This is a genomic window from Lysobacter sp. F60174L2 (genome assembly GCF_052547135.1).
Window position 1 is genome coordinate 1,068,747 of sequence record NZ_JBQWRA010000001.1, and the last position, 23,251, is coordinate 1,091,997.

A 23,251-nucleotide genomic window follows, 5' to 3' on the forward strand; every position below is an offset into this window, starting at 1 on the left:
CAGACCGCAGTGCGCGTCGCTAGAACCCCAGCTCCACGACCTCCAACACCGCGCCGCATTCCGGATGCGCCCCCCACAACTGCGCCAGCGTGCGGCCGTCGCCCGGCACCGTCACCGCGGCGGCGATGTCGGCCAATGGCTTCAGCACGAAGGCGTGCTGCAGTTCCGGCCGCGGGATCCGCAGGTTGCCGGGCCCCGACAGCACCCGGTCGTCGAACAGCACGATGTCGATATCCAGCGTCCGGTCGCCATGCCGCGGCCCGCTGCGGTCGCGCCCGTGCGCGTCTTCCAGCGCATGCAGCCAGTCGTTGAGCGCGAGGGGCTCCAGGTCGGTCTCGATGACCGCCGCGGCATTGAGGAAATCCGTGCCGTCGAAACCGACCGCACGGGTGCGGTAGACCGGCGACAGCACCAGGGTGCCGAAGCGCCCGCGCAGCGCGTCGATCGCGCTGCGCAGGTTGGCCACCGGTTCGAGGTTGCTGCCGAGGCTGAGGTAGGCGCGGCTCATGCGGTCGCAGGCGGTCCCGGTGGTGGTGGCGCATTGTCCGCCGGCATGCTGGCGCCGTCATCCATCGCCGGGCCATCTGATGCGGCTCCGCCCAGCCGCGACAGCGCGTCCGCCACGTCGGCGCCACCGGGCGCCTGGTACAGCTTCAGCCCGAACTCCGGTAGCACCGCCAGCAGGTGGTCGAAGATGTCGCCGGCGAGGTTTTCGTAGGCCACCCAGCCGACGTCCGCCGAGAAACAGTAGATCTCCATCGGCAAGCCGGTCGGCCCGGGCGCGAGCTGGCGCACCATCAGGGTCATTTCCTGGTTCACCCCGGGGTGCGCGCGCAGGTAGGCGGTGATGTAGGCGCGGAACGTGCCGAGGTTGGTCGCGCGGCGGTTGTTGACCGGATCCTTGCCGGCCGCCTCGAGCTTGGCGTTGTACTCCTCGAGTTCCGCACGCTGGTCGTCGAGGTAGCCATCGATCAGTGCGATCCGGCGCAGGTGGTCGCGCTCGGGCTTGTCGAGGAAGCGCACCGAGTTCTGGTCGATCAGCAACGAACGCTTGATACGCCGACCGCCGGACTGCTGCATGCCACGCCAGTTGCGGAAGCTCTCGCTGATCAGCCGGTGGGTCGGGATGGTGCTGATGGTCTTGTCCCAGTTCTGCACCTTGACCGTGTGCAGGCTGATGTCGATCACGTCGCCATCGGCACCCTGGCTGGGCATTTCGATCCAGTCGTCGACCCGCAACATGTCGTTGCTCGACAGCTGCACCGACGCCACCAGCGACAGGATGGTGTCCTTGAACACCAGCATCACCACCGCGGTCATCGCACCCAGGCCGGTCAGCAGCACCAGTGGCGAGCGGTTGATAAGCGAGGCGACGATCAGCACCGCAGCGATGATGTAGACGATCAGCTTGAGCAGTTGCAGGTAGCCCTTGATCGGCCGCTCGCGGGCACGCCGGCTGTTCTTTTCGTAGATGTCGTTGAGTGCGTTGAGCAGGTTGCCGACCGCCATCGCGATGGTCAGCACGACGTAGGCCAGGGCGACATTGCGCACCACCGTGACCAGCAACTCCGGCAGGCCCGGTACCACGCCGATGCCGGCCAGGATGATCAGCGCCGGCACCACGTTGGCCAGCCGCGCCAGCACCCGGCGCGACATCAACGCGTCGTCCCATTGCGTCGGCGAGGCCTGGGCCAGCCGCCCGACCACCCGCAGCAGCACCTGCCGGGTCAGCCAGTTGGCGATCCATGCGCCGAGCAACAGGGCGAGGAGACCGAGCGCGGTCTGTGCGTGGGGATAGCCGGCCAGCGGCTGCAGCAATGCGGTGTCGAAAAGTTGTTCCATGCCTTACAGGGTAGCGGCCGAGCGCTCGATCATCACCCCGACCGCGCGCGCGCCGCGCACCGCACCGGGCTTGGAGAGCTTCAATGCCACATGCTGCACACCGAACTCGTGGAGGATGATCGCCGCGACCCGCTCGGCCAGGGTTTCGACCAGTCCGAAGTCCGACGCGGCGACGTACTCGATCACCCGCTTGCTGACCGCCTTGTAGTTGAGCGTGTCATCGATCGCATCGGTGGCGGCCGGGACGCGGTTGTCGAACGCCATCTCGATGTCGAATACCAGCGGCTGGCGGATCCGCCGCTCCCAGTCGTAGATGCCGATCAGCGCGTCGATCTGCAGGCCTTCGATGAATACCTTGTCCATTGCGATTCCGTGTCTCGTTGTTGGCTGCGCAGAGCTTCCGCCTGTAGGAGCGACGTAAGTCGCGATTTCACTGCTATCCGGGAGCACCGTGCCATCGCGACTCACGTCGCTCCTGCACGGGTCAAGAACCGGCCGCTACACCGCAGGCAGCGTCGCCATGTCCCAGCGCGGCGTCACCATCACCGAGGCGTTCTCATGCTGGCCAGCCTGCAGCCGCAGCGCGCCGGCGAACGCGATCATCGCGCCGTTGTCGGTGCAGAACTGCGGCCGCGGGAAGCACACCCGGCCGCCGCGACGCTCGGCGATCTGCTCCAGCCGGGCCCGCAGGCGGCGATTGGCGCCGACCCCGCCGGCGACCACCAGGGTCTCGCAGCCGGCTTCGTCGAGCGCGCGCTCGCACTTGATCGCGAGGGTGTCGACCACCGCCTCCTCGAACCCACGCGCGATGTCGGCGCGAACCTGCTCCGACTGGTCGCTGTCGCGCCACGCCAGCAGCACCTGCGTCTTGAGCCCGCTGAAGCTGAAGTCGAGCCCCGGCCGGTTGGTCATCGGCCGCGGGAACTTGAATGCCCCGGCCGTGCCCTGCCCCGCCAGCGCGGCCAGTTGAGGACCGCCGGGGTATGGCAGGCCCATGAGTTTGGCGGTCTTGTCGAACGCCTCGCCGGCGGCATCGTCGAGGGTTTCGCCGAGCAGCCGGTAGCGACCGATCGCCTCGACCCCGACCAGTTGGGTATGGCCGCCCGATACCAGCAGCGCCACGAACGGCGGTTGCGGGCGGCTGGACGGGTCGCCTTCCATCAGCGGCGCCAGCAGGTGGCCTTCCATGTGGTGGACCGCGACCGCCGGCCTGTCGAGCGCCCACGCCAGCGACCGCGCGACGCCGGCGCCAACCAGCAACGCGCCGACCAGGCCGGGCCCGGCGGTGTAGGCGACGCCATCGATGTCGTCGACCGCCATTCCCGCCTCGGCCAGGGTCTGGCGGACCAGCGGCAGCAACTTGCGCACGTGGTCGCGGCTGGCCAGCTCCGGCACCACCCCGCCGTACTCGGCGTGCAGCGCGATCTGGCTGTACAGCGCATGCGCGAGCAGGCCGGCGTCGGTGTCGTACACCGCCACGCCGGTTTCATCGCAACTGGTTTCGATGCCTAGAACTCTCATCGGGCGGATATGGGGACGGCGGGGTGTAAAGGGTAGCCCGCTCGGGGGCGAAGCTGCGCCATGGTGACCTTTGGTGAAGATCAAGAGCAGCTTCAGGAACTTCGTGGCGCAGGAGGCGGCCGGCGGAGGTATTGCTCCAGCCCTTCGTCAGGGCCGCTCCGCGGTCCGGCCCGGCGCAGCGCGCCGGGCGTTCGCACAGGCGCGCGGCAGTGCCGCGCAAGCCGCCTGCGCTCACCCTGCCCTGAGGCGGGCCGCGGGCCATCCATGGCCCGCTTTTCCGCAATACCCCCACCGTCCACCTCCTACCCGGATAATCCCGGCTTCGGGAATTGGCTTCGTGTAGGAGCGACGTAAGTCGCGATTTCACGGCGACTACGGGCATCAGTGAAATCGCGACTCACGTCGCTCCTACAAAAGGCGTTTTACTCGCGACCGGGAGACGCAGCGATACCCGAAACAACAACGCCTCACCCTGCAAGCCGCAAGGCGACGTCCTGCCGGGGTGTTGCGTAGAGCACGCCATGGATGGCGTGCGTTCCCCGACTCGGGCCATGGATGGCCCGACGGAGGGGACGGAGTCAACACCCCGGCAGGGCGCCGCCCTCCCCGGAGCCGGGAATCCCCGCCTTCCGCTCCTTGCTCCTGCGCCCCTGCCCGCCGTCCCCTGCTCCTGCTCTTGCCCCTGCCCTGCTCCCGCCGTTGCCGTTGCCGGTCAGGTTGCACATCACCAGCCAGCGCCAGTACAATACGCGGCTCTCCCGGGTTGTCCGGGCTGTTCACCCCGAACCGAGATACCGTATGCCAAGCGTCAAAGTCCGCGAAAACGAGCCTTTCGAGTTTGCCCTGCGTCGCTTCAAGCGCACCTGCGAGAAGGCCGGCGTCCTCGCCGAGACCCGCAAGCGCGAGTACTACGAGAAGCCGACCCAGGAACGCAAGCGCAAGGCCGCCGCCGCGGTGAAGCGCCAGTCCCGCCGCGCCTCGCGCGACGTGACCAAGCGCCAGCGCCTGTACTGATCGCGCGCATCCTGCGCAGGACCCCGGCCCTCCACGGCCGGATTCTCCACAGGGAAGCCAAAGCCGGCCGCGCCGCGAGCGCCGCCGGCTTTTTGCGTTCCCGCGCCGTCGGCTCGCCCCGCCCCACCGCCCGAACACAGCGCCCCCAACACAGCAAGGATTCCTCCATGAGCCTCAAGCAACGCCTCACCGACGATATGAAGGCCGCAATGAAGAGCGGCGACAAGCACAGCCTCGGCGTGATCCGGCTGGCCAACGCCGCGATCAAGCAGAAGGAAGTCGACGAGCGCATCGAACTCGACGACGCCCAGGTGCTGGCCGTGCTGGAGAAAATGGTCAAGCAGCGCCGCGACTCGGTCAGCCAGTTCGAGGCCGCCGGCCGCGAGGACCTGGCCAAGGTCGAGCGCGACGAGATCGTGGTGGTCGAGCGTTACCTCCCAGCCAAGCTCGATGAAGCGTCGATCATCACCGCGATCGACGCCGCCATCGCCGAAACCGGTGCCGCCTCGCCGGCCGACATCGGCAAGCTGATGGGCGTGCTCAAGCCGAAGCTGGCCGGCCAGGCCGACATGGGTCTGGTGTCGAAGCTGGTCAAGCAGCGCCTCAGCGCATAACCCCGCCGCGCCACCGGCCCGGGCCGCCGGCCATCCAAACCACGCGACGCTAACCCGCGTCGCCCGATACTGGCCGCGACCAACCGCGCTCACGAGGGCCGTATGCCGAGACCCGACGAAGACAACGTCCGCGCTGCGCCGGCGCAGGCGCCCTACCTCGACCGGAATCGCGCTGCGGACCTCGACGCGGACATCGAAGACCCCGACCTGCGCGACCGGGTCATCGCCCTGCGGGCGCGGGTGCAGCAAAGCTGGCCCGGCAAGTTCGTCCAGCGCTTCTTCGACTACGACATCCTCGCCCTCGCCGCGGCGCTGTCGTTCTACACCCTGCTGTCGCTGGCGCCGCTGGTGCTGATGCTGCTGTGGCTGACCACCACCCTGTACCCGAGCGCGCAGGACGAATTCTTCCGCCAGATCGGCCTGCTGGTCGGCCCGCAGGTCGAGGACACCGCGCGACTGATCGTCGCCAACGCCGAACAGGAAGCCGGCACCGGTTCGCTGGCCGCGTTGCTCGGCACCGGTGCGCTGCTGGTTGGCGCATCGATCGTGTTCGGCCAGTTGCAGGCCGCGCTCAACCGGGTGTTCCGTTCCGACGCCAACCGCCTCGGCGGTGTGCTCGCGTGGCTGCGCAAGCGGCTGCTGTCGTTCGGCATGGCGATCGCGGTCGGCTTCCTGCTTGTGGTGTCGATGGCGGTGCAGGCGGCACTGGCGATGCTGATGGCGTGGCTGCCGGACCTGCTGCCGGTGTTCGCCACGGTGTTCTCGTTCCTGCTGTATGCGCTGGTGTTCGCGGGGATGTACCGGCTGTTGCCGGACCGGCCTGTGAGCCGGCGCCGTGCGCTGTTCGGAGGCGCGCTGACCGCCAGCCTGTTCATGCTGGGGCGCTGGGCGATCGGGCTGTACCTCGGACAGGCCAGCCTCGGCAGCGCCTACGGCCCGGCCGGCGGACTGGTCGTCATGCTGGTGTGGATGTACTACTGCGCGGTGGTGTTCCTGGTCGGCGCGCTGATCACCGCGATGCTCGACGAGTACGCGCGGGTGAAGGACCGGCTTGCGCGTGAGCTTGCCGGCAATCCGGCGGCCCGTTCCGCCGCCGCGACCGCTCCGCCGGCAACGCGATAACGCGCACGCCGGTCGCGGCGATGGCATCCTAGCGCTCCGGTTTCCCGCTCGACTGGTGTCCCCGCGACACGACGCATGGCACGCATCCCCGACGCTTTCATCGACGACCTGCTCGCCCGCGCCGACATCGTCGAGCTGATCGGCGCGCGCGTGCCGTTGAAGCGGCAGGGCAAGGAGTATTCGGCGCGCTGTCCGTTCCACGACGAGCGATCGCCGAGCTTCACGGTGTCGCCGACCAAGCAGTTCTACCACTGCTTCGGCTGCGGCGCGCACGGCACCGCGATCAAGTTCCTGATGGAGTACGACCGCCTGGAATTCCTCGATGCGGTCGAGGAACTGGCGCGGCAGACCGGCATGGAAGTGCCGCGCGACACCCGCCAGCGCAACGCCAATCCGGACAGCCAGGACCTCTACAGCGTCGTCGACGCGGCGGCGCAGTTCTTCCGCAGGCAACTGGCTGGCAGTACGAAAGCACAGGCCTACCTCGACGGTCGCGAAGTCGACGCCGACATCCGCGCGCGCTTCTCGATCGGTTACGCGCCGGATGGTTTCAACGCACTGCGCGACGCGCTCGGCACCGACGAGCGGCGGATGAAGCTGCTCGAACGCGCCGGACTGTTCTCGCGCAACGACAGCGGCCGGGTCTACGACAAGTTCCGCGACCGGGTGATGTTCCCGATCCACGACCGCCGCGGCCGCACGATCGCCTTCGGCGGCCGCGTTCTCGACAAAGACGCCAGCCCCAAATACCTCAACTCGCCCGAGACCGAGCTGTTCCACAAGGGCCGCGAACTCTACGGCCTGTGGCAGGTGCGCCAGGCGCACAAGCAGATCCCGCGGCTGATCGTGGTCGAGGGCTACATGGACGTGGTCGCCCTCGCCCAGCACGGCGTCGACACCGCGGTCGCCACCCTCGGCACCGCCACCACCGCCGACCACGCCGAGCTGCTGTTCCGCAACGCGCCCGACGTCTACTTCTGCTTCGACGGCGACCGCGCCGGCCGCGCCGCGGCGTGGAAGGCGGTCGAATCGGTGCTGCCGCGGATGAAGGACGGCCGCCAGGCGTTCTTCCTGTTCCTGCCCGACGGCGAGGACCCGGACTCGATCGTGCGCAAGGAGGGCGCGGAAGGTTTCGATGCACGCCTGCGCGACGCCACCGCGCTGTCGCAGTTCCTGTTCGACTCGCTGTCCACCGACGTCAACCTCGGCACGCTCGAAGGCAAGGGCCGGCTGGCCGAGCGCGCCAAGCCGCTGCTGGCGCAGATTCCCGACGGCGCGTTTGCCGACCTCATGCAGCAGCGCCTGACCGAGCTGACCGGCGTCGGCGCGCGCGCCAGTGCGCCCGAAACCCACGTGCCGGTGCAGCGCGCGCGCAGCGGTCGCGGCACGCCCGCACCGAAGCGCAGCCTGGTGCGCGCGGCGATCGCGTTCGTGCTCCAGCAACCATCATTGGCGCTGGAGCTGGAGCCACCGTTCCGCTTCGCCGCGCTGCAGCAGCCCGGGATCGCGCTGCTGGTCGACCTGCTGCAGCTGATCTACCAGCGCCCCGATATCAGCACCGGTTCGCTGATCGAGCATTTCAGCGGTCGCCCCGAGCACGAGGCATTGCAAAAACTCGCTTCGCAATCGCTGCCGGGCGACGAGGCCAAGTGGCGCGACGAACTGCTCGACGCGATCGCCCAGCTCGACCGGCAGATGCTGATGCAGCGCATCGACGAGCTGCAGGCGATCGTCCACGAGGGCGGGTTCGCCGCGTTGTCGACGCAGGAGAAAGCCGAACTGCGCGAACTGCAGGACAGCGCACGCAAACGCTGAGGGCCAGCGACGCCGGCATTGACCTGGCGACGACAACCCACGATCTACGCTGCACGCAAGCCCCCTCCGCGAGGACCGTGGCATGCGCAAATTCGACGGCGCGAGACTGTTGCTGGCGTGCCTGTTGGCGCCCGTACTGTTCGGCTGCAGCGGCGGCCCGGCACTGGACCTGGCGGCGCCCGGAATCCGCGAGGGCGACATGCAACCGACCGGCATCGCGCTGCCCTTGCCGGAACCGCTGGTCACGCCTGCCCAGCGACGCGATGCGGCCTTGTCGGCGTTCCTTGAGAGTCGTCAGGCCGGCGAGACGCCCGGCTACCGCGATGCCCAGGTCGACCTCGACGGTGATGGCGTCGACGACCTGCTGTTGCTGCTGGACGGCGCCAACTGGTGCGGAAACGGCGGATGCACGCTACTGGTGTTCCACAACGGCGGGGAGAGCGGCTACCGGCTGGTCACCCAGACCAGCGTCACCCATCCGCCGATCGCGGTCAGCCGCCAACGCCACAATGGCTGGCACGACCTGCTGGTCGGGGTCGGCGGCGCCGGCACCCAGGGCGGTACCGTCGCGCTGCAGTTCAACGGCGAAAGCTATCCGGGCGACCCGACCCTGCTGGCACTGCTCGCCGACGGATCGATGTCGCAGGGGCAGACGTTGATCGAGTGAGCCGTCAACGCGCGGTTCCGGCGCCGATCAGTCGCGCCACGCTGAAGCGCGGGAGCACGATGCGCAGATGGTAGACGCGCCCGTCCAGGCGCGAGCTGCCGGTCGGCTTCGGTAACTCCTCCATCGCCGCGCAGGTCCCGTTGCACGCCCAGAACCAGCCACCGTGCGCGGTGATGTCGACCGCAAAGGGATCGAGGTCGAGCAGGTAGGCTCCCATCGGCACCTGCATCTCCGGTGGCGCGTAGTCGGGCCGTGCGAGCATGGCGTGGACGTTGCCACCCAGCACCAGCAGCCGTCCCCTCGGCAGTGCGCGATAGGCGGCGCGGATCCGCTCCGCCATCGCGATGTCGCGTGCGTGGTGATCGCCCTCGTAACCTGACGCCACGTCGTAGGGCAGGATCGCCACGTCGCTGCCCGCCACGCGCATCGAGCGCACCGCATCGACGAGATCGACCATGTCGTGGCTGCGACGCCCGTCATGCTGGTCGTCCGATTTGCGCCAGAACGGCGTGTCCAGCAACGCGGCCCGTGCATCCGGACCGCCATCGGAGTGCAGGTAGGCGCGCAGCGCGGCATGCCCGGTACGCGGGATCTCCAGCCCGAGAAGCACGGGTCCGTCGCCGGCATATTCCTCGACCAGCGCCTCGACCAGATCCGGGATTTCGCTGGTGCCGTGCTTCTCGCCGAGCAGGATCAGCCGATGCGCATCGGCTTCGGCCCGCAACAGAGTCACGGCGGCGCCGATGCCATCGTCGGTGGATCCGTCGGCCTGGGCCAGCCCCGCTTGCGCTGCAAGCGCGATCCCCAGCACTAGCATGGCAATCCATTGTTTCCATCGCATTTGGCGTCTCCGTCTGCTGCCTGTCGGATGGGGTTCCGCCGCGATGGAAACAACCCCCTAGCGGCGTCGACGGCGCAGGCTTTCGCGGATGCGGATATGCCGCCCGGCCTGGTGCGCTTCCTTCAGCCGGCGGGCGTGCGCCGACAGCAAGTCGCCGCGGGTCAGGATGCCGACCAGCGGATGCGGCTCGGCCGCGCCGACCACCACCAGCCGGCCGATGTCCTGGTCGACCATGTGGTCGGCGGCTTCGCGCAGCGAATGGCTTTCCTGCACCACCACCGGCGCGCGCGTGAGCATGTCGCCGATCCGGCGCATGTTGGGATGCGATGGATCGAGCAGGTCGCGACGGGTGATCACCCCGCGCACGCGACCGTTATCGTCGATGACCGGGAACCCTTGGTGCTGCGCCTCGGGCCGGCCCGAGGCCATCCAGTGGCGGACCGTGCCGAGGTCGTCACTGGTTTTCAGTGACACCACGTCGCGAGTGCAGGCCTCGCCAACCGTCACCAGTTGCAGGTGGTCGGCGGCGTACTCGCTGGGCACGCGTACGCCGCGACGTGCGATCTTCTCGGTCATGATCGTGTTGCGCATGATCAGCGCCGAGACCAGGTAGGCGGCGACGCAGCCGCCGAGCAGCGGGAGCAGCCCGGCCGCCTGCTGGGTAGTCTCGAACGCGAACACCACCGAGGTCAGCAACGCGCGCGAGGAGCCGGCGAAGATCGCGGCCATGCCGACCAGTCCGGCGATACGCGGGTCGACCCCGAGTTGCGGCGCCACCGCGACCAGCCCGAAACCGCACAAGGCACCGAACGCGCCGCCGATCGTGAACAACGGCGCAAGCGTGCCGCCGGAGGTGCCGCTGCCCAGCGCGATCGCCCACGAACCGAACTTGGCGACGCACAGCAGGGCCAGCGCGCCGACCGCGAAATGGCCGGACACGATGTCCTCGATGTTGCTGTAGCCGACGCCGAGCGTCAGCGGCGCGTAGTAGCCGATCACGCCGACCGCGAGGCCGCCGATCGCCGGCCACCACATCCAGTGCACCGGCAGCTTCTCGAACGCATCCTCGATGCCATACACGACCCGGGTCACGCCGACGCTGACCAGCCCGACCAGCGCGCCAAGCACGACGTAGCTCAGCAATGCAGCGCCGCCGGGTTGGTCGATGTCGGGCATCGCGAACACCGGCTCGGTGCCGACCATCGCGTAGCGCACGCCGGTCGCGACCACCGCCGCCAGCGCCACCGGGATCAGCGAGCGCGGACGCAGCTCGAACAGCAGCAGTTCCACCGCGAGGATCACCGCCGAAATCGGCGACCCGAAGATCGCCGCCATGCCGCCCGCCGCGCCGGCCGCGAGCAGCACCTTGCGCTCGCCGCCGGTGACATGCAGCAGTTGGCCGAGGAACGAACCCAGCGCGCCGCCGGTGGCGATGATCGGGCCCTCGGCGCCGAACGGGCCGCCGGTACCGATCGCCACGGCCGACGACACCGGCTTGAGGAAGGTGATGCGGGGCGGGATCTTCGACTCGTTGAGCAGCACCTGCTCCATCGCCTCGGGAATACCGTGGCCGCGGATCGCAGCCGAACCCCAGCGCGCCATCAGTCCCACGATCAACCCGCCGATCACCGGCACCACGATCACCCAGGCGCCCAGCTGGTGGGTCGCCGGCGATACATCCTGCAGCGACCAGCGACCGTGGAATGCGAGGTTGGTGACCACCGCGATCAGCGCCACCAGCAGTTGCGCGACCAGTGCGGCGGCCACGCCCAGCGCGATCGCCAGCGCGGCGATGAACAGGATGCGGGGTTCCACCAGCGTCGAGCGCCGTGGCATCCGCGCCGCGTCCAGGCTCGCGCCCAGCGCGGGCGCGACCGGCAGCGCATCGGTGCTGGCATCGTCGCGCACGTGTCGAACAGCGTCGGAGCCGTGTGGCGTGGTTTCCCGCTCGCTCATCCGCCCAGCCGCTGCAACGAAAGCCCGGCATCACCCGGCTGCAGGTACGGCAGCAGCCAGTGGTCGACCAGCAGGAACGCGAACAACGCCATCAGGTACACGATCGAGTAGTTGAACACCTTCATCGCATACAGCTCGTCCGGCGGATCCATCAGTTTCCAGGCGTGCCAGATGAACACCACGCCCAGGATCAGCGCGCCGCCGAGGTAGAAGTTGCCGCTCATGCCGATGATCCACGGCAGCACCGTCACGATCACCAGCAGCACGGTGTAGAACAGGATCTGCCAGCGGGTGTACTCGACCCCGTGGGTGACCGGCAGCATCGGCACCATCGCGCGCGCGTAGTCGGCGCGGCGGAAGATCGCCAGCGCCCAGAAGTGCGGCGGGGTCCAGACGAAGATGACCAGCACCAGCAGCAGCGCATGCGCCCAGTCCCACTGGCCGGTCATGCCGGTCACCGCGGACCAGCCCAGCAGCGGCGGCGCCGCGCCGGCGATGCCGCCGATCACGATGTTCTGCGGCGTCGCGCGCTTGAGGAACACGGTGTAGACCACCGCGTAACCGATCAGCGAGGCGAACGTGAGCACCGCGGTCAGCACATTGACCCAGACCAGCAGCACCAGCATCGACAGCGCCGCCAGCACCAGTGCGAACGCCAATGCCTGCCGCGGGCTGACCTGGCCGGCGACGATCGGCCGCCACGAGGTCCGGGCCATCTGCGCGTCGATCCGGGCGTCGAGCAACTGGTTGATCGCCGCCGCCGAGGACGCGGCCAGCCAGATGCCGAGGAAGCCGAGCACCGATTCCTTCAGCGGCGGCAGCCCCGGCACGGCGAGGAACATGCCGATCGCCGCGGTGAACACGATCAACGCCACCACCCGCGGCTTGGTCAGGTCCCAGTATTGCCGGACGGCCGGTCGCAAGGTGCCAGTCATCACGCCTCCGGCGAACGCAGGCGCGCGAGCAACGACACCAGCACGAACAGCAGCAGGGTGGCGCCGGCGTTGTGGCCGACCGCGGTCCACAGCGGCAGCGCCAGCTTGACGTTGGCGATGCCGAGGCCGACCTGGGCCAGCGTCAGCAGGCCGAGCAGGCTCGCCCAGCCACGCATGCCTGGGGTGCGCAGCAGCTTCGCCGCCAACCCGAGCAGGTACACGAACACCACCAGCGCCATGATCCGGTGGGTCATCTGGATCGCGATCCGCGCCGCGCCACCCAGGCGGCCGCCCTCGTAGTCGGCGCCGATGCCGTGCCACAGCACGAAGCCCTCGGAGAAGTCGGTCGGCGGCCACCACTGGCCGACGCACTTGGGGAAATCGGTGGCGCAGGCCAGCGCCGCGTAGTTCGCACTGGTCCAGCCGCCAAACGCGATCTGGATGCCCAGCAGCACCAGTCCGAGGACCAGCAACTGGCGGATCCGGCTCGCCTCGGCCAGCCGGATCGGCACGTTGGTCGCGCGCCACGCCATCCATACCAGCAGCGAGAACGTCAGCAACCCGCCCAGCAGATGGCCCATCACCACCACCGGCTTCAGCAACCAGGTCACCGTCCACATCCCGAGCAGGGCCTGGAAGATGATCACCGCAAGGGTGAGCGTGGCGACCCGCGCGAGGTCGCTGTTGCTCCAGCGCCATGCCGCGAACAGCAGGGTCGCCTCGGCAAGTATCGCCAGCACCGAAGCGGCGACGTGCTGGTCGCGCATGTACAGCGGGATGCCGATGGCGACCAGCGCCGAGGCCGCGAGTACCTGGGCGGTACCGTGCGGACGCTTGCGCACGGCCAGCAATGCCAGCGTCAGCACCAGCACGCCGAGCGCGCCGGCAATCATGCGGTGCAACTGCTCGCGCCAGGCCTTGCTGGTATCGACTGGCCGGATCGCGGTCGCGGCGTGGTCGCCGACTTCGTCGACCGCCGTGGGCCACGCGGCCTGGCCGTAACAGGTCGGCCAGTCGGGGCAGCTGAGCCCGGCATCGGACAGGCGCACGAAGGCCCCGAACACGATGACTCCGAGCGCCAGCGCCACCGCCAGCCAGGCAAGGCGATGGAAATGACGGGCCGGTCGGGTCGCGCGTGCGGTGGTCGTGGCCGTGGCGGGCCGGCCTGGTTCGTTGGGAGCGACGCTCATTCGGATCTCGTGGGGCTCAAATCAGTTTCAGCAGCTTGGCCATGTCCGCGCGCAGGCCGACGGGATCGAAGCCCGGAGCGTAACGCAGAATGACAAAGCCATTCGGGTCGATCACGTACACCGGGACTGCGCCGTGGGTCGCGTGATCGCCGGTCGTCGCGCCCTCGACCGGCGGCAGCGCCGCGAGCAGGCGCGGGTCCGGTTGCAGCAGATGCAGCGTACGGGGCCGCGGCGCGCCGTCGGGCGGCATGCAGCCGGCGGTACCGCACACCCACAGCAGGTGGACGCGGTCGGCATCCTTTCCGAACAGGCGCCAGACGGTGTCGAGCTGCTCGGCTAGGGTGCCGCACGCGGCTCCACAATCGGCCGGCGGCGCCACCGCGATGCGCCAGGTCCGGGCGTCCGGGTTCCACTGGTATTCGCCGCCATCGGCGAGGCTCGGCACCACGGAGCGCAGGTCGGCCGGCGGGTCGAGCAGCACGCCATGGTTCTTGCGGCCCTCGGGCGTCCAGCCGGAGAAGCGCAGGATCCCGGCCACCAGCATGCTGCCGAAGAACAGCACCACGATCGCGATCAGCATGCCGCGGTTGCGGTTGCGCGCGTTGGGGTCGATGGGTGGCGTGTCGGTGGTCATGGTCGGCCTTGTCGATGGCGTGCGCGGCGGCCGCGCAGCGAGCGGAACGTGAGGAGGATCGCGGTGGCCAGCACGGTCAGTGCCAGCCCGAACCACTGCACCGCGTAGCCGCGATGCTTGTCCGGGGTGAGTGTATTGGCGAGCAGTTCGAGGTCGCGTTCGTATCCGAGCTGCATGGCCGGGTCCAGCCGCAGCACGCGCGGCGCCAGGGGGACCGACAGGCCGGTCTCGCGGACGATCGCGTCCATGTCGATGCGGGTCAGCAGCCAGTGCCCGTCCTCGCGCATCAGGCCGGGACCGAGCGCGATGCCGGTGGAAGGCGGCGGCGCTAGCAGGCCGCGCAGTTCGATCGTTCCTTCCGGGCGTGGAACCGTCGGCAAGGTGCGGTCGCCGGACAGTGGCAGCCAGCCCAGGTCGACCAGCAGCAGGCCTCCGCGCCCGGGCTGGAAGACGCGGTAGGCGCGCACGCCGACCCGGCCGTCGCGTTGCTGGTTGTCGAGCAGCAACGCCGGGCGGGCATCGAAGGTTCCGCGGCCGACCGCCCAGTCGTACGCTTCGGTACGCGAGGCATCGGACGCGGCCGACAGCGGGTGCTCGTCGCGATCCTCCAGCACCCGGGCGGCGGCATCGAGCATCGCCTGCTTCTCGACGGCGCGGTCCAGTTGCCAGAACCCCAGGCGGGCGAACAGCGCGATCGTCGCCACCGCCAGCGCCCACAACAGCACGAAGTTGGCGTTGCGGCTCATGCGGGCGTCGCGGCCGGCTGCGATAATGCCGGCAGGTGCGCAATCCGCGCGCCGTACCGGGCGCCGTCGCGTCGGAGCGTGTTGATGAAAACTCTGTTGATCGTCGCCTTCCTGATTCTCATCTTGTGGAACCTCGGGGCCGGCCTGTACTACATGCTGGTCGACAAGGGCGAGAGCAAGCGCACGGTCAACGCGCTGACGCGCCGCATCGTGCTGTCCATTGCACTGATCCTGCTGATCGTCCTCGCCCACAAGCTGGGCTGGATCGAGTTCCACGGCGTCACCGCCTGACCGCACCCCGGAAACACCGCAACCGCGACGAGCGCGGTTGCCGGTGGCCACCTGTTTGGCGGGACCCGGAGTCGATCCGGGTCGTCGTTGCCTTGCGCCGGATCAGAGCACGTAGACGAACAGGAACAGGCCGAGCCACACCACGTCGACGAAGTGCCAGTACCAGGCCACCGCCTCGAACGCGAAGTGGTTGTCCCGGTCGAAATGCCCCTTCAGGCACCTGAACCAGATCACCGCCAGCATGATGGTGCCGAGGGTCACGTGCAGGCCGTGGAAGCCGGTCAGCATGAAGAACGTCGAGCCGTAGATGCCCGACCCCAAAGTCAGGTTCAGCTCGCTGTAGGCGTGGATGTATTCCTCCGCCTGGAAGAACAGGAACACGCAACCCAGCAGCACGGTGGCGCCGAGCCAGACCAGCAACGACTTGCGATGGCCTGCCTTCAGCGCGTGGTGCGCGGCGGTGACCGTGGCGCCCGAGGTCAGCAGGATCAGGGTATTGAGCAGCGGCAGGCCCCACGCCGGGATGGTCTGGAACTGGCCACCGACATTGCCCGGACCGTTGGTCGGCCATGCGCTGGTGAAGCCTTCCCACAGCAGGTTGTTGGTCGCAACGCCGTCACCGGCGCCGCCGAGCCATGCCAGGCCGTACTGGCGGGTGTAGAACAGCGCGCCGAAGAACGCGGCGAAGAACATCACCTCGGAGAAGATGAACCACACCATCCCCATCCGGAACGAGACGTCGACCTGGCGGTTGTAGTGGCCGCGGACCGACTCGCGGATCACGTCGCCGAACCAGCCGAACAGCACCGCGATCATGCCGGCGATGCCGATGAAGAACGTCGTCTGGCCCCAGCCGCTGTCGTTGAGCCAGCCGCCGAAACCGATCATGGTCACGAACAGCGCGATCGAGCCGAGGAACGGCCAGCGGCTGCTGTGCGGCACGAAGTAGATGTTGGCGTCTGGCGAATGGGCTTGGGCCATGGCGGCGGTTCCGTTGTTCAATGAAGGCAGTGGTGCTTACGGCGCGGAGGCCGGGGTCGTCCCCACCGTGTGGACGCCTGCGGCGCGCGCGGTGAGTTCGGTGTTCTTGAAGAAGGTGTACGACAGGGTGACCGTGCTGACGTCTTCCGGCAAATCCGGATCGATGATGAAGCGCACCGGCATGTCGCGGCTCTCGCCGGCCTGCAGGGTCTGCGCGGTGAAGCAGAAGCACTCGGTCTTGCTGAAATAGCCCGATGCGCGTGCCGGGGCGACCGAGGGCACCGCGCTGCCGACGATCGTGCGGTCGCTGGTATTGCGCGCGTAATACGTGGTTTCGTACAGCTCGCCCGGGTGCACCTGCATGGTCAGCTGGTTGGGATTGAACTCCCACGGCAGCTTGGAATTGACGCCGCCGTCGAACTGCACGGTGACCATCCGGTCCGCGTTGACCGCGCCCTGCCCGACATCGACCGCGGCCGAACCTTCCAGGCGCACGCCAAGCAGCTTCTCGCAGGCGATCCGGTACAACGGCACCAGCGAGAACGCGAAGCCGAACGCGAGCACCGCCACCACCAGCATCTTGGCCAGCCCGGCGCTGGGTTTGGGCGCGGGGCGCGTCCCCTCCCTGTCCGGGACCTGCGGCGCGCTCATTGCCCCAGCACTCCGCTGAGGATGAAGGCGACGTAGATCCCGACCGCGATCAGGCCGATCCACAGCGCGGTGCGGCGCACGGCCTTGCGGCGTGCGGCGTCATCCTGGCGTGGAGCGGGGGTCGGGGTCATGGTCGTATCGGGTCGCTCAGTGGCTGACGTCGCCGTGGGCGAGGTCGCCGTCGCGGATCACCGGCGGGGTGGTGAAGGTGTGGTGCGGCGCCGGGCTCGGAATCGTCCACTCCAGCCCGAGCGCGCCTTCCCAGGCACGCGCCTCGGCCTTGGCGCCGGTCTTCAGCGAACGCCACAGGATGAACGCCATCAGGAACGGGGTGACGAACATGCCGAACGCGCCGATCGAGCTGACGAAGTTCCAGTCGGCGAACACCACGTTGTAGTCCGGGATGCGGCGCGGCATGCCGGCCAGGCCGAGGAAGTGCTGCGGGAAGAACAGCAGGTTGACGAACACCATGGTCCACCAGAAGTGGAACTTGGCCAGGCCCTCGTTGTACATGCGGCCGGTCCACTTCGGCCACCAGTAGTAGACCGCGGCGATGATGCCGAACAGCGCGCCGGTCACCAGCACGTAGTGGAAGTGCGCGACCACGAAGTAGGTGTCGTGGTACTGGAAGTCGGCCGGCACGATCGCCAGCATCAGGCCGGAGAAACCGCCGATGGTGAACAGGATCACGAACGCGATCGCCCACAGCATCGGCGATTCGAACGTGATCGAGCCGCGCCACATCGTGGTGACCCAGTTGAACACCTTCACGCCGGTCGGGATCGAGATCAGCATCGTCGCGAACATGAAGTAGATCTCGCCACCCAGCGGCATGCCGACGGTGAACATGTGGTGGGCCCACACGATGAACGAGAGGAACGCGATCGCGGCGGTCGCGTAGACCATCGCCTGGTAACCGAACAGCGGCTTGCGGCTGAAGGTCGGGATGACCTCCGACACGATGCCGAACGCCGGCAGGATCATGATGTAGACCTCGGGGTGCCCGAAGAACCAGAAGATGTGCTGGTACATCACCGGGTCGCCGCCGCCGGCGGCGTTGAAGAACGAGGTCGCGAAGAACTTGTCGGTCAGCAGCATGGTGACCGCACCGGCCAGCACCGGCATCACGGCGATCAGCAGGAACGCGGTGATCAGCCAGGTCCAGGTGAAGATCGGCATCTTCAGCAGGTCCATGCCCGGCGCGCGCATGTTGAGCACGGTGGCGATGATGTTGATCGCGCCCATGATCGAGCTGATGCCCATCATGTGGATGGCGAAGATCACGAAGGCGACGTTGGAACCGCCCTGCAGCGACAGCGGCGGGTACAGCGTCCAGCCGCCGGCCGGCGCGCCGCCCGGCAGGAACAGCGTCATCAGCAGCATCGTGAAGGCGAACGGCAGGATCCAGAACGACCAGTTGTTCATGCGCGGCAGCGCCATGTCCGGCGCGCCGATCTGCAGCGGGATCATCCAGTTACCGAGGCCGACGAAGGCCGGCATGATGCCCCCGAAGATCATCACCAGCGCGTGCATGGTGGTCATCTGGTTGAAGAAGTACGGCTCGATGTGCTGCAGGCCGGGCTGCAGCAGCTCGGTGCGGATCATCACCGAGAACGCCGCGCCGACGATGAACATCAGGAAGCTGAACACCAGGTACAGCGTGCCGATGTCCTTGTGGTTGGTCGAGAAGAACCAACGCTCGATGAAGCCCTGCTTGTGGGCATGGTCATCGTGGTGGTCGGCGGTGGCGGCGTGCGTGGTGGCCATGGGCTACCTCAAATGGGGTTCTGGACTGCGGAATGCTTGCGATCAGCCGGCGACCGCGACTGCGGTGGCGCTGTCGGTGGCGTCGGTTTCGGATTCGGGCTGCGGCTCGACCGGGGCGGCTTCGGCCGGGGTTGCCGGCGCCGGCGCGGCCACGGGGGCCTTCTGCGCGGCGAGCCACTGCTCGAACTCGGCCGGCGGCACCGCCTTGACCACGATCGGCATGAAGCCGTGGTCCTTGCCGCACAGCTCGGCGCACTGGCCGCGGTAGATGCCCGGGGTGGAGATGTCGGTCCAGGCCTCGTTGACGATGCCCGGGATCGCGTCCTGCTTCCAGCCCAGCGCCGGCACCCACCACGCGTGGATCACGTCGTCGGCGGTGATCACGAAGCGGATCTTGGTGTCGGTCGGCAGCACCAGCATGTTGTCGACGTCGAGCAGGTAGTTCGGATTGGCGTCCATCGTCGGCAGCACGCCGCTCTGGCGCACCGCGTCGCTCTCGCGCGCCAGGCGGCTGGTGAACTCGACGTCCTCGCCCAGGTACTCGTACTTCCACATCCACTGGTAGCCGGTGACCTTGACGGTCATCTCGGAGGCGCGGGTGTCGTACATGTCGATCAGCTTGCTGGTCGCCGGCGCCGCCATGAGCACCAGCAGGACCACCGGGATCACCGTCCAGAAAATCTCCAGCTTGGTGCTGTGGGTGAAGTCCCTGTCGGGCACCGCGCCGCGCGACTTGCGGAAGCGGAACATCGCCACCGCCATCGCACCGAACACCAGCACGCCGATCGCGACGCAGATCCACAGCGCCATCATGTGCGCCTCGTAGGCGTTGTTCGACAGGTGGGTGACGCCGCGACCCATGTTGAGCTGCCAGCGCTCCGGGTCGGCACTCTGTGCGAACGCAACGAACGACGAGGCGATCATCGCCACGCCCGCTGCCCACTGTTTGATACGACCGGCTTTCATTGGTTCGAGCCCCAGGATCAGCTTGATAATCAATTGGTTAGGTTTTCATTTTCCGCAAGCTGCCACTCCCGCCGCCGCGCGCCTTGCCGGCGCAGGATGGTCAATGGAGAGGTGGCTGCGAGCCACGCGGGACTCGCCACACCCGGGACAAAGCGCCCATTGGTGCGATGGATAGCCGGTAAATGGTAGCCGCCGGGCCGGTTTGCGGCAAGCCGTGGCAGGTCCGGCGACCGCGCGCCGACAGTGCCGGGAAGGCCTGTACGCGGTCCCGCCACGGGCCTTTTGGACCGCCGTCGCGGTTCCCGGATATCGCCATGTGAATCGCCTTTTCGGGCATGCGCGCAACGGGGGTCGCAAGCCCTAGACTATGCGTCATTTCCACGCTCGCTTGCGGGTCCCATGTCCACCGATTTTCCCCTTCAAGAAGGCCCGCCCGCCCATCCGGGTACGCGGATGCTGATCAGCCCCGAATTGCCGGCGCCGCCGATCGGCCCCCGTGCGGCGATCACCGCCGCCTGGGTCCGCGACGAGACCGCCCACGTCCACAGCCTGGTCGAGCAGGCCCGCCTGCCCGAGGCCGAGCGCACCGCCGTACAGGCGGTCGCGGCCGACCTGGTCACGCGGGTCCGCGCGCGCGCGCAGGACCAGGACGCGATCGAGGCCTTCATGCGCCAGTACGACCTCGGCAGCGAGGAAGGCGTGCTGCTGATGTGCGTGGCCGAGGCGCTGCTGCGCATCCCCGACGAGGAAACCACCGACAAGCTCATCCGCGACAAGCTCGGCGAGGCGGACTGGAAACGCCACATGGGCAAGTCCGACTCGGTGCTGGTCAATGCATCGACCTGGGGCCTGATGCTGACCGGCCATCTGGTCGATCTGGCCGACGACACCAAGCGCGACGTGCATAACGCCTTCAAGCGGCTGATCGGCCGCGTCGGCGAGCCGGTGATCCGGCTGGCGGTGCGCCAGGCGATGAAGATCATGGGCCATCAGTTCGTGATGGGCCAGACCATCGCCGACGCGCTGGCGCGCTCGACCAAGGGCCGCAATGCGCAGTACCGCTATTCCTACGACATGCTCGGCGAGGCCGCGCTGACCGACGCCGACGCATTGCGCTACATGGAGGCCTACCGGCGGGCGATCCACGCGATCGGCGCCAGCGGCGACTTCCGCGGCAAGGACATCTTCGCCACCCCGAGCATCTCGGTGAAGCTGTCGGCGCTGCACCCGCGCTACGAGCACGCCAAGCGCGCCCGGGTGCTGGCCGAACTCACTCCACGTGTGCTTGAGCTCGCGCGGTTGGCGAAATCGCACGGCATCGGCTTCACCGTCGACGCGGAGGAAGCCGACCGGCTGGAGCTGTCGCTCGACGTGTTCGCCGGCGCCTACGCCGATGCCTCGCTCGAAGGCTGGGAAGGTTGCGGGCTGGCAATCCAGGCGTACCAGAAGCGCACGCTGGAGGTGATCGACTTCATCGCCGACCTCGCCCGCCGGACCGGTCGCCGGATCCCGGTACGACTGGTCAAGGGAGCCTACTGGGACAGCGAGATCAAGCGCGCCCAGGTCGACGGCCACCCCGGCTACCCGGTATTCACGCGCAAGCCCAACACCGACGTGTCCTACCTCGCCGGCGCACGCCGGATGCTGGACGCGACCGACGCGATCTATCCGATGTTCGCCACCCACAACGCCCACACCATCGCCACCGTGCACCGGATGGCGAACCTGGGCGGGCGCAAGGTGGCGTTCGAGTTCCAGAAGCTGCACGGCATGGGCGACGACCTCTACGCCGAGGTGATCCCGGCCGACCGCCTCGACGTGCCGTGCCGCGTGTACGCGCCGGTCGGCAGCCACGAGGACCTGCTGCCGTACCTGGTGCGGCGCCTGCTCGAGAACGGCGCCAACTCCAGCTTCGTCAACTCCATCACCGACGAGAACGTCGCGATCGAAGACCTGATCCGCGACCCGGTGCAGGCTGTCTGCGCGTTCGAGACCATCCCGCACCCCCGCATCCCGCTGCCGGTCGACCTGTACCGCAGCCACGCCAACTCAATGAAATATTGCGACCGGAGCAACTCCATGGGCGTCAACCTCGCCAACGACGACAAACTGCGCACGCTCGCCGAGCAGGTCAACGCCGCGGTGCGCAATGACTGGTTCGCCGAGCCGCTGGTGCCCGGCGCGAAACCGGTCGGTGAGCGCTTGCCGGTGACCAACCCGGCCGACCGCCGCGAAGTGGTCGGCCAGTGGTTGCCGGCCGATGCCGCGACGGTCGAGAAGGCGTTGCAGAACGCCGTGGTCGCGCAGCCGAAGTGGGACGCGACCCCCGCCGCGAGCCGCGCGGCGATCCTCGAGCACGCTGCCAACCTGCTCGAGTCGCGCATGGCCGAGTTCATCGCGATGTGCACCAAGGACGCCGGCAAGACCATCCCGGACGGCGTCGGCGAAGTGCGCGAGGCGGTCGACTTCCTGCGCTACTACGCCTGCCAGGCGCGCAAGATGTTCACCCCCGAGGCCCTGCCCGGCCCGACCGGCGAGACCAATACCCTGCAGCTTTCCGGCCGCGGCGTGTTCGTCTGCATCAGCCCGTGGAACTTCCCGCTGGCGATCTACATCGGCCAGGTCGCGGCGGCGCTGGCGACCGGCAACAGCGTGATCGCCAAGCCGGCCGAACAGACCAACCTGGTCGGCTACTACGCCACCCGCCTGCTGCACGAGGCCGGCGTGCCGGAGGACGTACTGCAGTTCGTGCCCGGCGACGGCATGACCGTCGGTGCCGCGCTGACCAAGGACGTGCGCATCGCCGGCGTCGCATTCACCGGCTCCAACGAGACCGCCAACGCGATCAACCGCGCATTGGCCTCGCGCGACGGCGCGATCGGCGTGCTGATCGCCGAGACCGGCGGCCAGAACGCGTTGATCGCCGACTCCTCGGCGCTGCCGGAGCAGTTGATCAAGGACGCGATGAGCTCGGCGTTCACCTCGGCCGGCCAGCGCTGCTCGGCCGCGCGCGTGCTGTTCGTGCAGGACGACATCGCCGACAAGGTCACCACCATGCTGGCCGGGGCGATGGCCGAGCTCAGCGTCGGCGACCCGGGGTTGCTGTCGACCGACGTCGGCCCGGTGATCGACGAGGACGCCCTGGAGATGCTGCAGGCGCACGCCACGCGGATGGACCGCGAGGCGACGCCGATCGCGACCGTGGCGATGGGTGACGGCACCGCGCATGGCAGCTTCTTCGCCCCGCGCGCGTATGCGCTGGAGTCGCTCGGCCAGCTCGAGAAGGAAGTGTTCGGCCCGGTGCTGCACGTGATCCGCTGGAAGGCCGGTGAACTGGACAAGGTGATCGACGCGATCAACGGCACCGGCTACGGCCTGACCCTGGGCGTGCATTCGCGGATCGACGCGACCGTCGAGAAGATCGCGGCGCGGATCAACGTCGGCAACTGCTACGTCAACCGCAACCAGATCGGCGCGGTGGTCGGGGTGCAGCCGTTCGGCGGCCATGGCTTGTCGGGCACCGGCCCGAAGGCCGGCGGCCCGCACTACCTGCCGCGCTTCACCAACGAGAAGACGGTCACCATCAACACCACCGCCGCCGGTGGCAATGCGTCGCTGCTGACCCTGGGCGAGTAGCCGTTTCGACATGCAACAAAAAAGCCCCGCCGGAGCGGGGCTTTTCTTTTTCGGCATGCCGC

At 68.3% G+C, this 23,251-nt stretch carries 22 protein-coding genes; 7 read left to right on the plus strand and 15 right to left on the minus strand.

All coding sequences use genetic code 11. The features are described 5' to 3' along the window. Positions 1-19 precede the first annotated feature (19 nt). From folK to tsaD, 4 genes are all read right to left on the minus strand, one after another. Positions 20-508 carry a 2-amino-4-hydroxy-6-hydroxymethyldihydropteridine diphosphokinase gene (gene folK / locus ACT9AS_RS04825; RefSeq protein WP_445098968.1) on the minus strand — a complete coding sequence of 163 codons (489 nt, stop codon included), beginning with the start codon at positions 506-508 and terminating at the stop codon, positions 20-22. Then, positions 505-1,842, minus strand: a complete 1,338-nt coding sequence (locus ACT9AS_RS04830; RefSeq protein WP_445098969.1) for a mechanosensitive ion channel domain-containing protein — start codon at positions 1,840-1,842, stop codon at positions 505-507. The genes folK and ACT9AS_RS04830 overlap by 4 nt, the downstream gene beginning before the upstream one ends. Positions 1,843-1,845: 3 nt before the next feature. Continuing rightward, positions 1,846-2,205: a dihydroneopterin aldolase gene (gene folB, locus ACT9AS_RS04835; protein WP_445098970.1), complete on the minus strand. Its 360-nt coding sequence runs from the start codon at positions 2,203-2,205 to the stop codon at positions 1,846-1,848. Between the two features lie 135 nt (positions 2,206-2,340). Then, positions 2,341-3,363, minus strand: a complete 1,023-nt coding sequence (tsaD, locus tag ACT9AS_RS04840; RefSeq protein WP_445098971.1) for a tRNA (adenosine(37)-N6)-threonylcarbamoyltransferase complex transferase subunit TsaD — start codon at positions 3,361-3,363, stop codon at positions 2,341-2,343. Between the two features lie 798 nt (positions 3,364-4,161). Here tsaD and rpsU point away from each other — a divergent pair. The 5 genes from rpsU to ACT9AS_RS04865 all read left to right on the plus strand — a co-directional run bounded on the left by rpsU (position 4,162) and on the right by ACT9AS_RS04865 (position 8,595). After that, complete coding sequence (gene rpsU / locus ACT9AS_RS04845; protein ID WP_078758802.1) at positions 4,162-4,377, plus strand: 30S ribosomal protein S21; 216 nt, start codon at positions 4,162-4,164, stop codon at positions 4,375-4,377. A 167-nt stretch (positions 4,378-4,544) separates the two neighbouring features. Further along, positions 4,545-4,991: a GatB/YqeY domain-containing protein gene (locus tag ACT9AS_RS04850; protein WP_445098972.1), complete on the plus strand. Its 447-nt coding sequence runs from the start codon at positions 4,545-4,547 to the stop codon at positions 4,989-4,991. 102 nt (positions 4,992-5,093) lie between these two features. After that, on the plus strand, positions 5,094-6,113 hold the full coding sequence (locus ACT9AS_RS04855; protein WP_445098973.1) for a YhjD/YihY/BrkB family envelope integrity protein: 1,020 nt from the start codon (positions 5,094-5,096) through the stop codon (positions 6,111-6,113). Positions 6,114-6,188: 75 nt separating this feature from the next. Continuing rightward, entirely contained in the window at positions 6,189-7,928 is a 1,740-nt protein-coding gene (gene dnaG / locus ACT9AS_RS04860; protein WP_445098974.1) for a DNA primase, read from the plus strand. 82 nt (positions 7,929-8,010) lie between these two features. Then, a complete protein-coding gene (locus ACT9AS_RS04865; RefSeq protein WP_445098975.1) occupies positions 8,011-8,595 on the plus strand; it encodes a hypothetical protein in 585 nt (194 codons plus the stop codon). A gap of 4 nt (positions 8,596-8,599) precedes the next feature. Here ACT9AS_RS04865 and ACT9AS_RS04870 read toward each other — a convergent pair whose 3' ends face one another. From ACT9AS_RS04870 to ACT9AS_RS04895, 6 genes are all read right to left on the minus strand, one after another. After that, entirely contained in the window at positions 8,600-9,412 is an 813-nt protein-coding gene (locus tag ACT9AS_RS04870; protein ID WP_445098976.1) for a calcium-binding protein, read from the minus strand. Between the two features lie 81 nt (positions 9,413-9,493). Beyond that, positions 9,494-11,392, minus strand: coding sequence for a chloride channel protein (locus ACT9AS_RS04875; protein WP_445098977.1), 1,899 nt, complete (start codon positions 11,390-11,392; stop codon positions 9,494-9,496). Further along, on the minus strand, positions 11,389-12,327 hold the full coding sequence (locus ACT9AS_RS04880) for a heme o synthase (RefSeq protein WP_445098978.1): 939 nt from the start codon (positions 12,325-12,327) through the stop codon (positions 11,389-11,391). The genes ACT9AS_RS04875 and ACT9AS_RS04880 overlap by 4 nt, the downstream gene beginning before the upstream one ends. Next, the gene (locus tag ACT9AS_RS04885; RefSeq protein WP_445098979.1) at positions 12,327-13,517 is read right to left on the minus strand and encodes a COX15/CtaA family protein; all 1,191 of its coding nucleotides are present in this window, start codon (positions 13,515-13,517) and stop codon (positions 12,327-12,329) included. Before ACT9AS_RS04885 ends, ACT9AS_RS04880 begins: the two co-directional genes overlap by 1 nt. Positions 13,518-13,533: 16 nt before the next feature. Then, complete coding sequence (locus ACT9AS_RS04890; RefSeq protein WP_445098980.1) at positions 13,534-14,151, minus strand: hypothetical protein; 618 nt, start codon at positions 14,149-14,151, stop codon at positions 13,534-13,536. Continuing rightward, positions 14,148-14,897 carry an SURF1 family cytochrome oxidase biogenesis protein gene (locus ACT9AS_RS04895; protein WP_445098981.1) on the minus strand — a complete coding sequence of 250 codons (750 nt, stop codon included), beginning with the start codon at positions 14,895-14,897 and terminating at the stop codon, positions 14,148-14,150. Before ACT9AS_RS04895 ends, ACT9AS_RS04890 begins: the two co-directional genes overlap by 4 nt. 84 nt (positions 14,898-14,981) lie before the next feature. Between ACT9AS_RS04895 and ACT9AS_RS04900 the strand changes: the two genes are divergently transcribed. Next, entirely contained in the window at positions 14,982-15,188 is a 207-nt protein-coding gene (locus tag ACT9AS_RS04900) for a twin transmembrane helix small protein (RefSeq protein ID WP_445098982.1), read from the plus strand. Between the two features lie 102 nt (positions 15,189-15,290). Here the strand turns inward: ACT9AS_RS04900 and ACT9AS_RS04905 are convergent, their stop codons facing one another. The 5 genes from ACT9AS_RS04905 to coxB are packed head-to-tail and all read right to left on the minus strand — an operon-like array spanning position 15,291 to position 19,553. Continuing rightward, positions 15,291-16,169, minus strand: coding sequence for a cytochrome c oxidase subunit 3 (locus ACT9AS_RS04905; protein WP_445098983.1), 879 nt, complete (start codon positions 16,167-16,169; stop codon positions 15,291-15,293). Between the two features lie 36 nt (positions 16,170-16,205). Beyond that, positions 16,206-16,820 (minus strand): cytochrome c oxidase assembly protein, encoded by a 615-nt coding sequence (locus ACT9AS_RS04910; protein ID WP_445098984.1) that lies wholly within the window; start codon positions 16,818-16,820, stop codon positions 16,206-16,208. Beyond that, the gene (locus ACT9AS_RS04915) at positions 16,817-16,951 is read right to left on the minus strand and encodes a hypothetical protein (protein ID WP_445098985.1); all 135 of its coding nucleotides are present in this window, start codon (positions 16,949-16,951) and stop codon (positions 16,817-16,819) included. Before ACT9AS_RS04915 ends, ACT9AS_RS04910 begins: the two co-directional genes overlap by 4 nt. Positions 16,952-16,967: 16 nt before the next feature. Next, positions 16,968-18,587: a cytochrome c oxidase subunit I gene (gene ctaD / locus ACT9AS_RS04920; RefSeq protein ID WP_445098986.1), complete on the minus strand. Its 1,620-nt coding sequence runs from the start codon at positions 18,585-18,587 to the stop codon at positions 16,968-16,970. Positions 18,588-18,629: 42 nt separating this feature from the next. Then, positions 18,630-19,553 (minus strand): cytochrome c oxidase subunit II, encoded by a 924-nt coding sequence (coxB, locus tag ACT9AS_RS04925; protein WP_445098987.1) that lies wholly within the window; start codon positions 19,551-19,553, stop codon positions 18,630-18,632. A 399-nt stretch (positions 19,554-19,952) separates the two neighbouring features. Between coxB and putA the strand changes: the two genes are divergently transcribed. Beyond that, entirely contained in the window at positions 19,953-23,189 is a 3,237-nt protein-coding gene (gene putA, locus ACT9AS_RS04930) for a bifunctional proline dehydrogenase/L-glutamate gamma-semialdehyde dehydrogenase PutA (protein ID WP_445098988.1), read from the plus strand. The last annotated feature ends 62 nt before the right edge of the window (positions 23,190-23,251 follow it).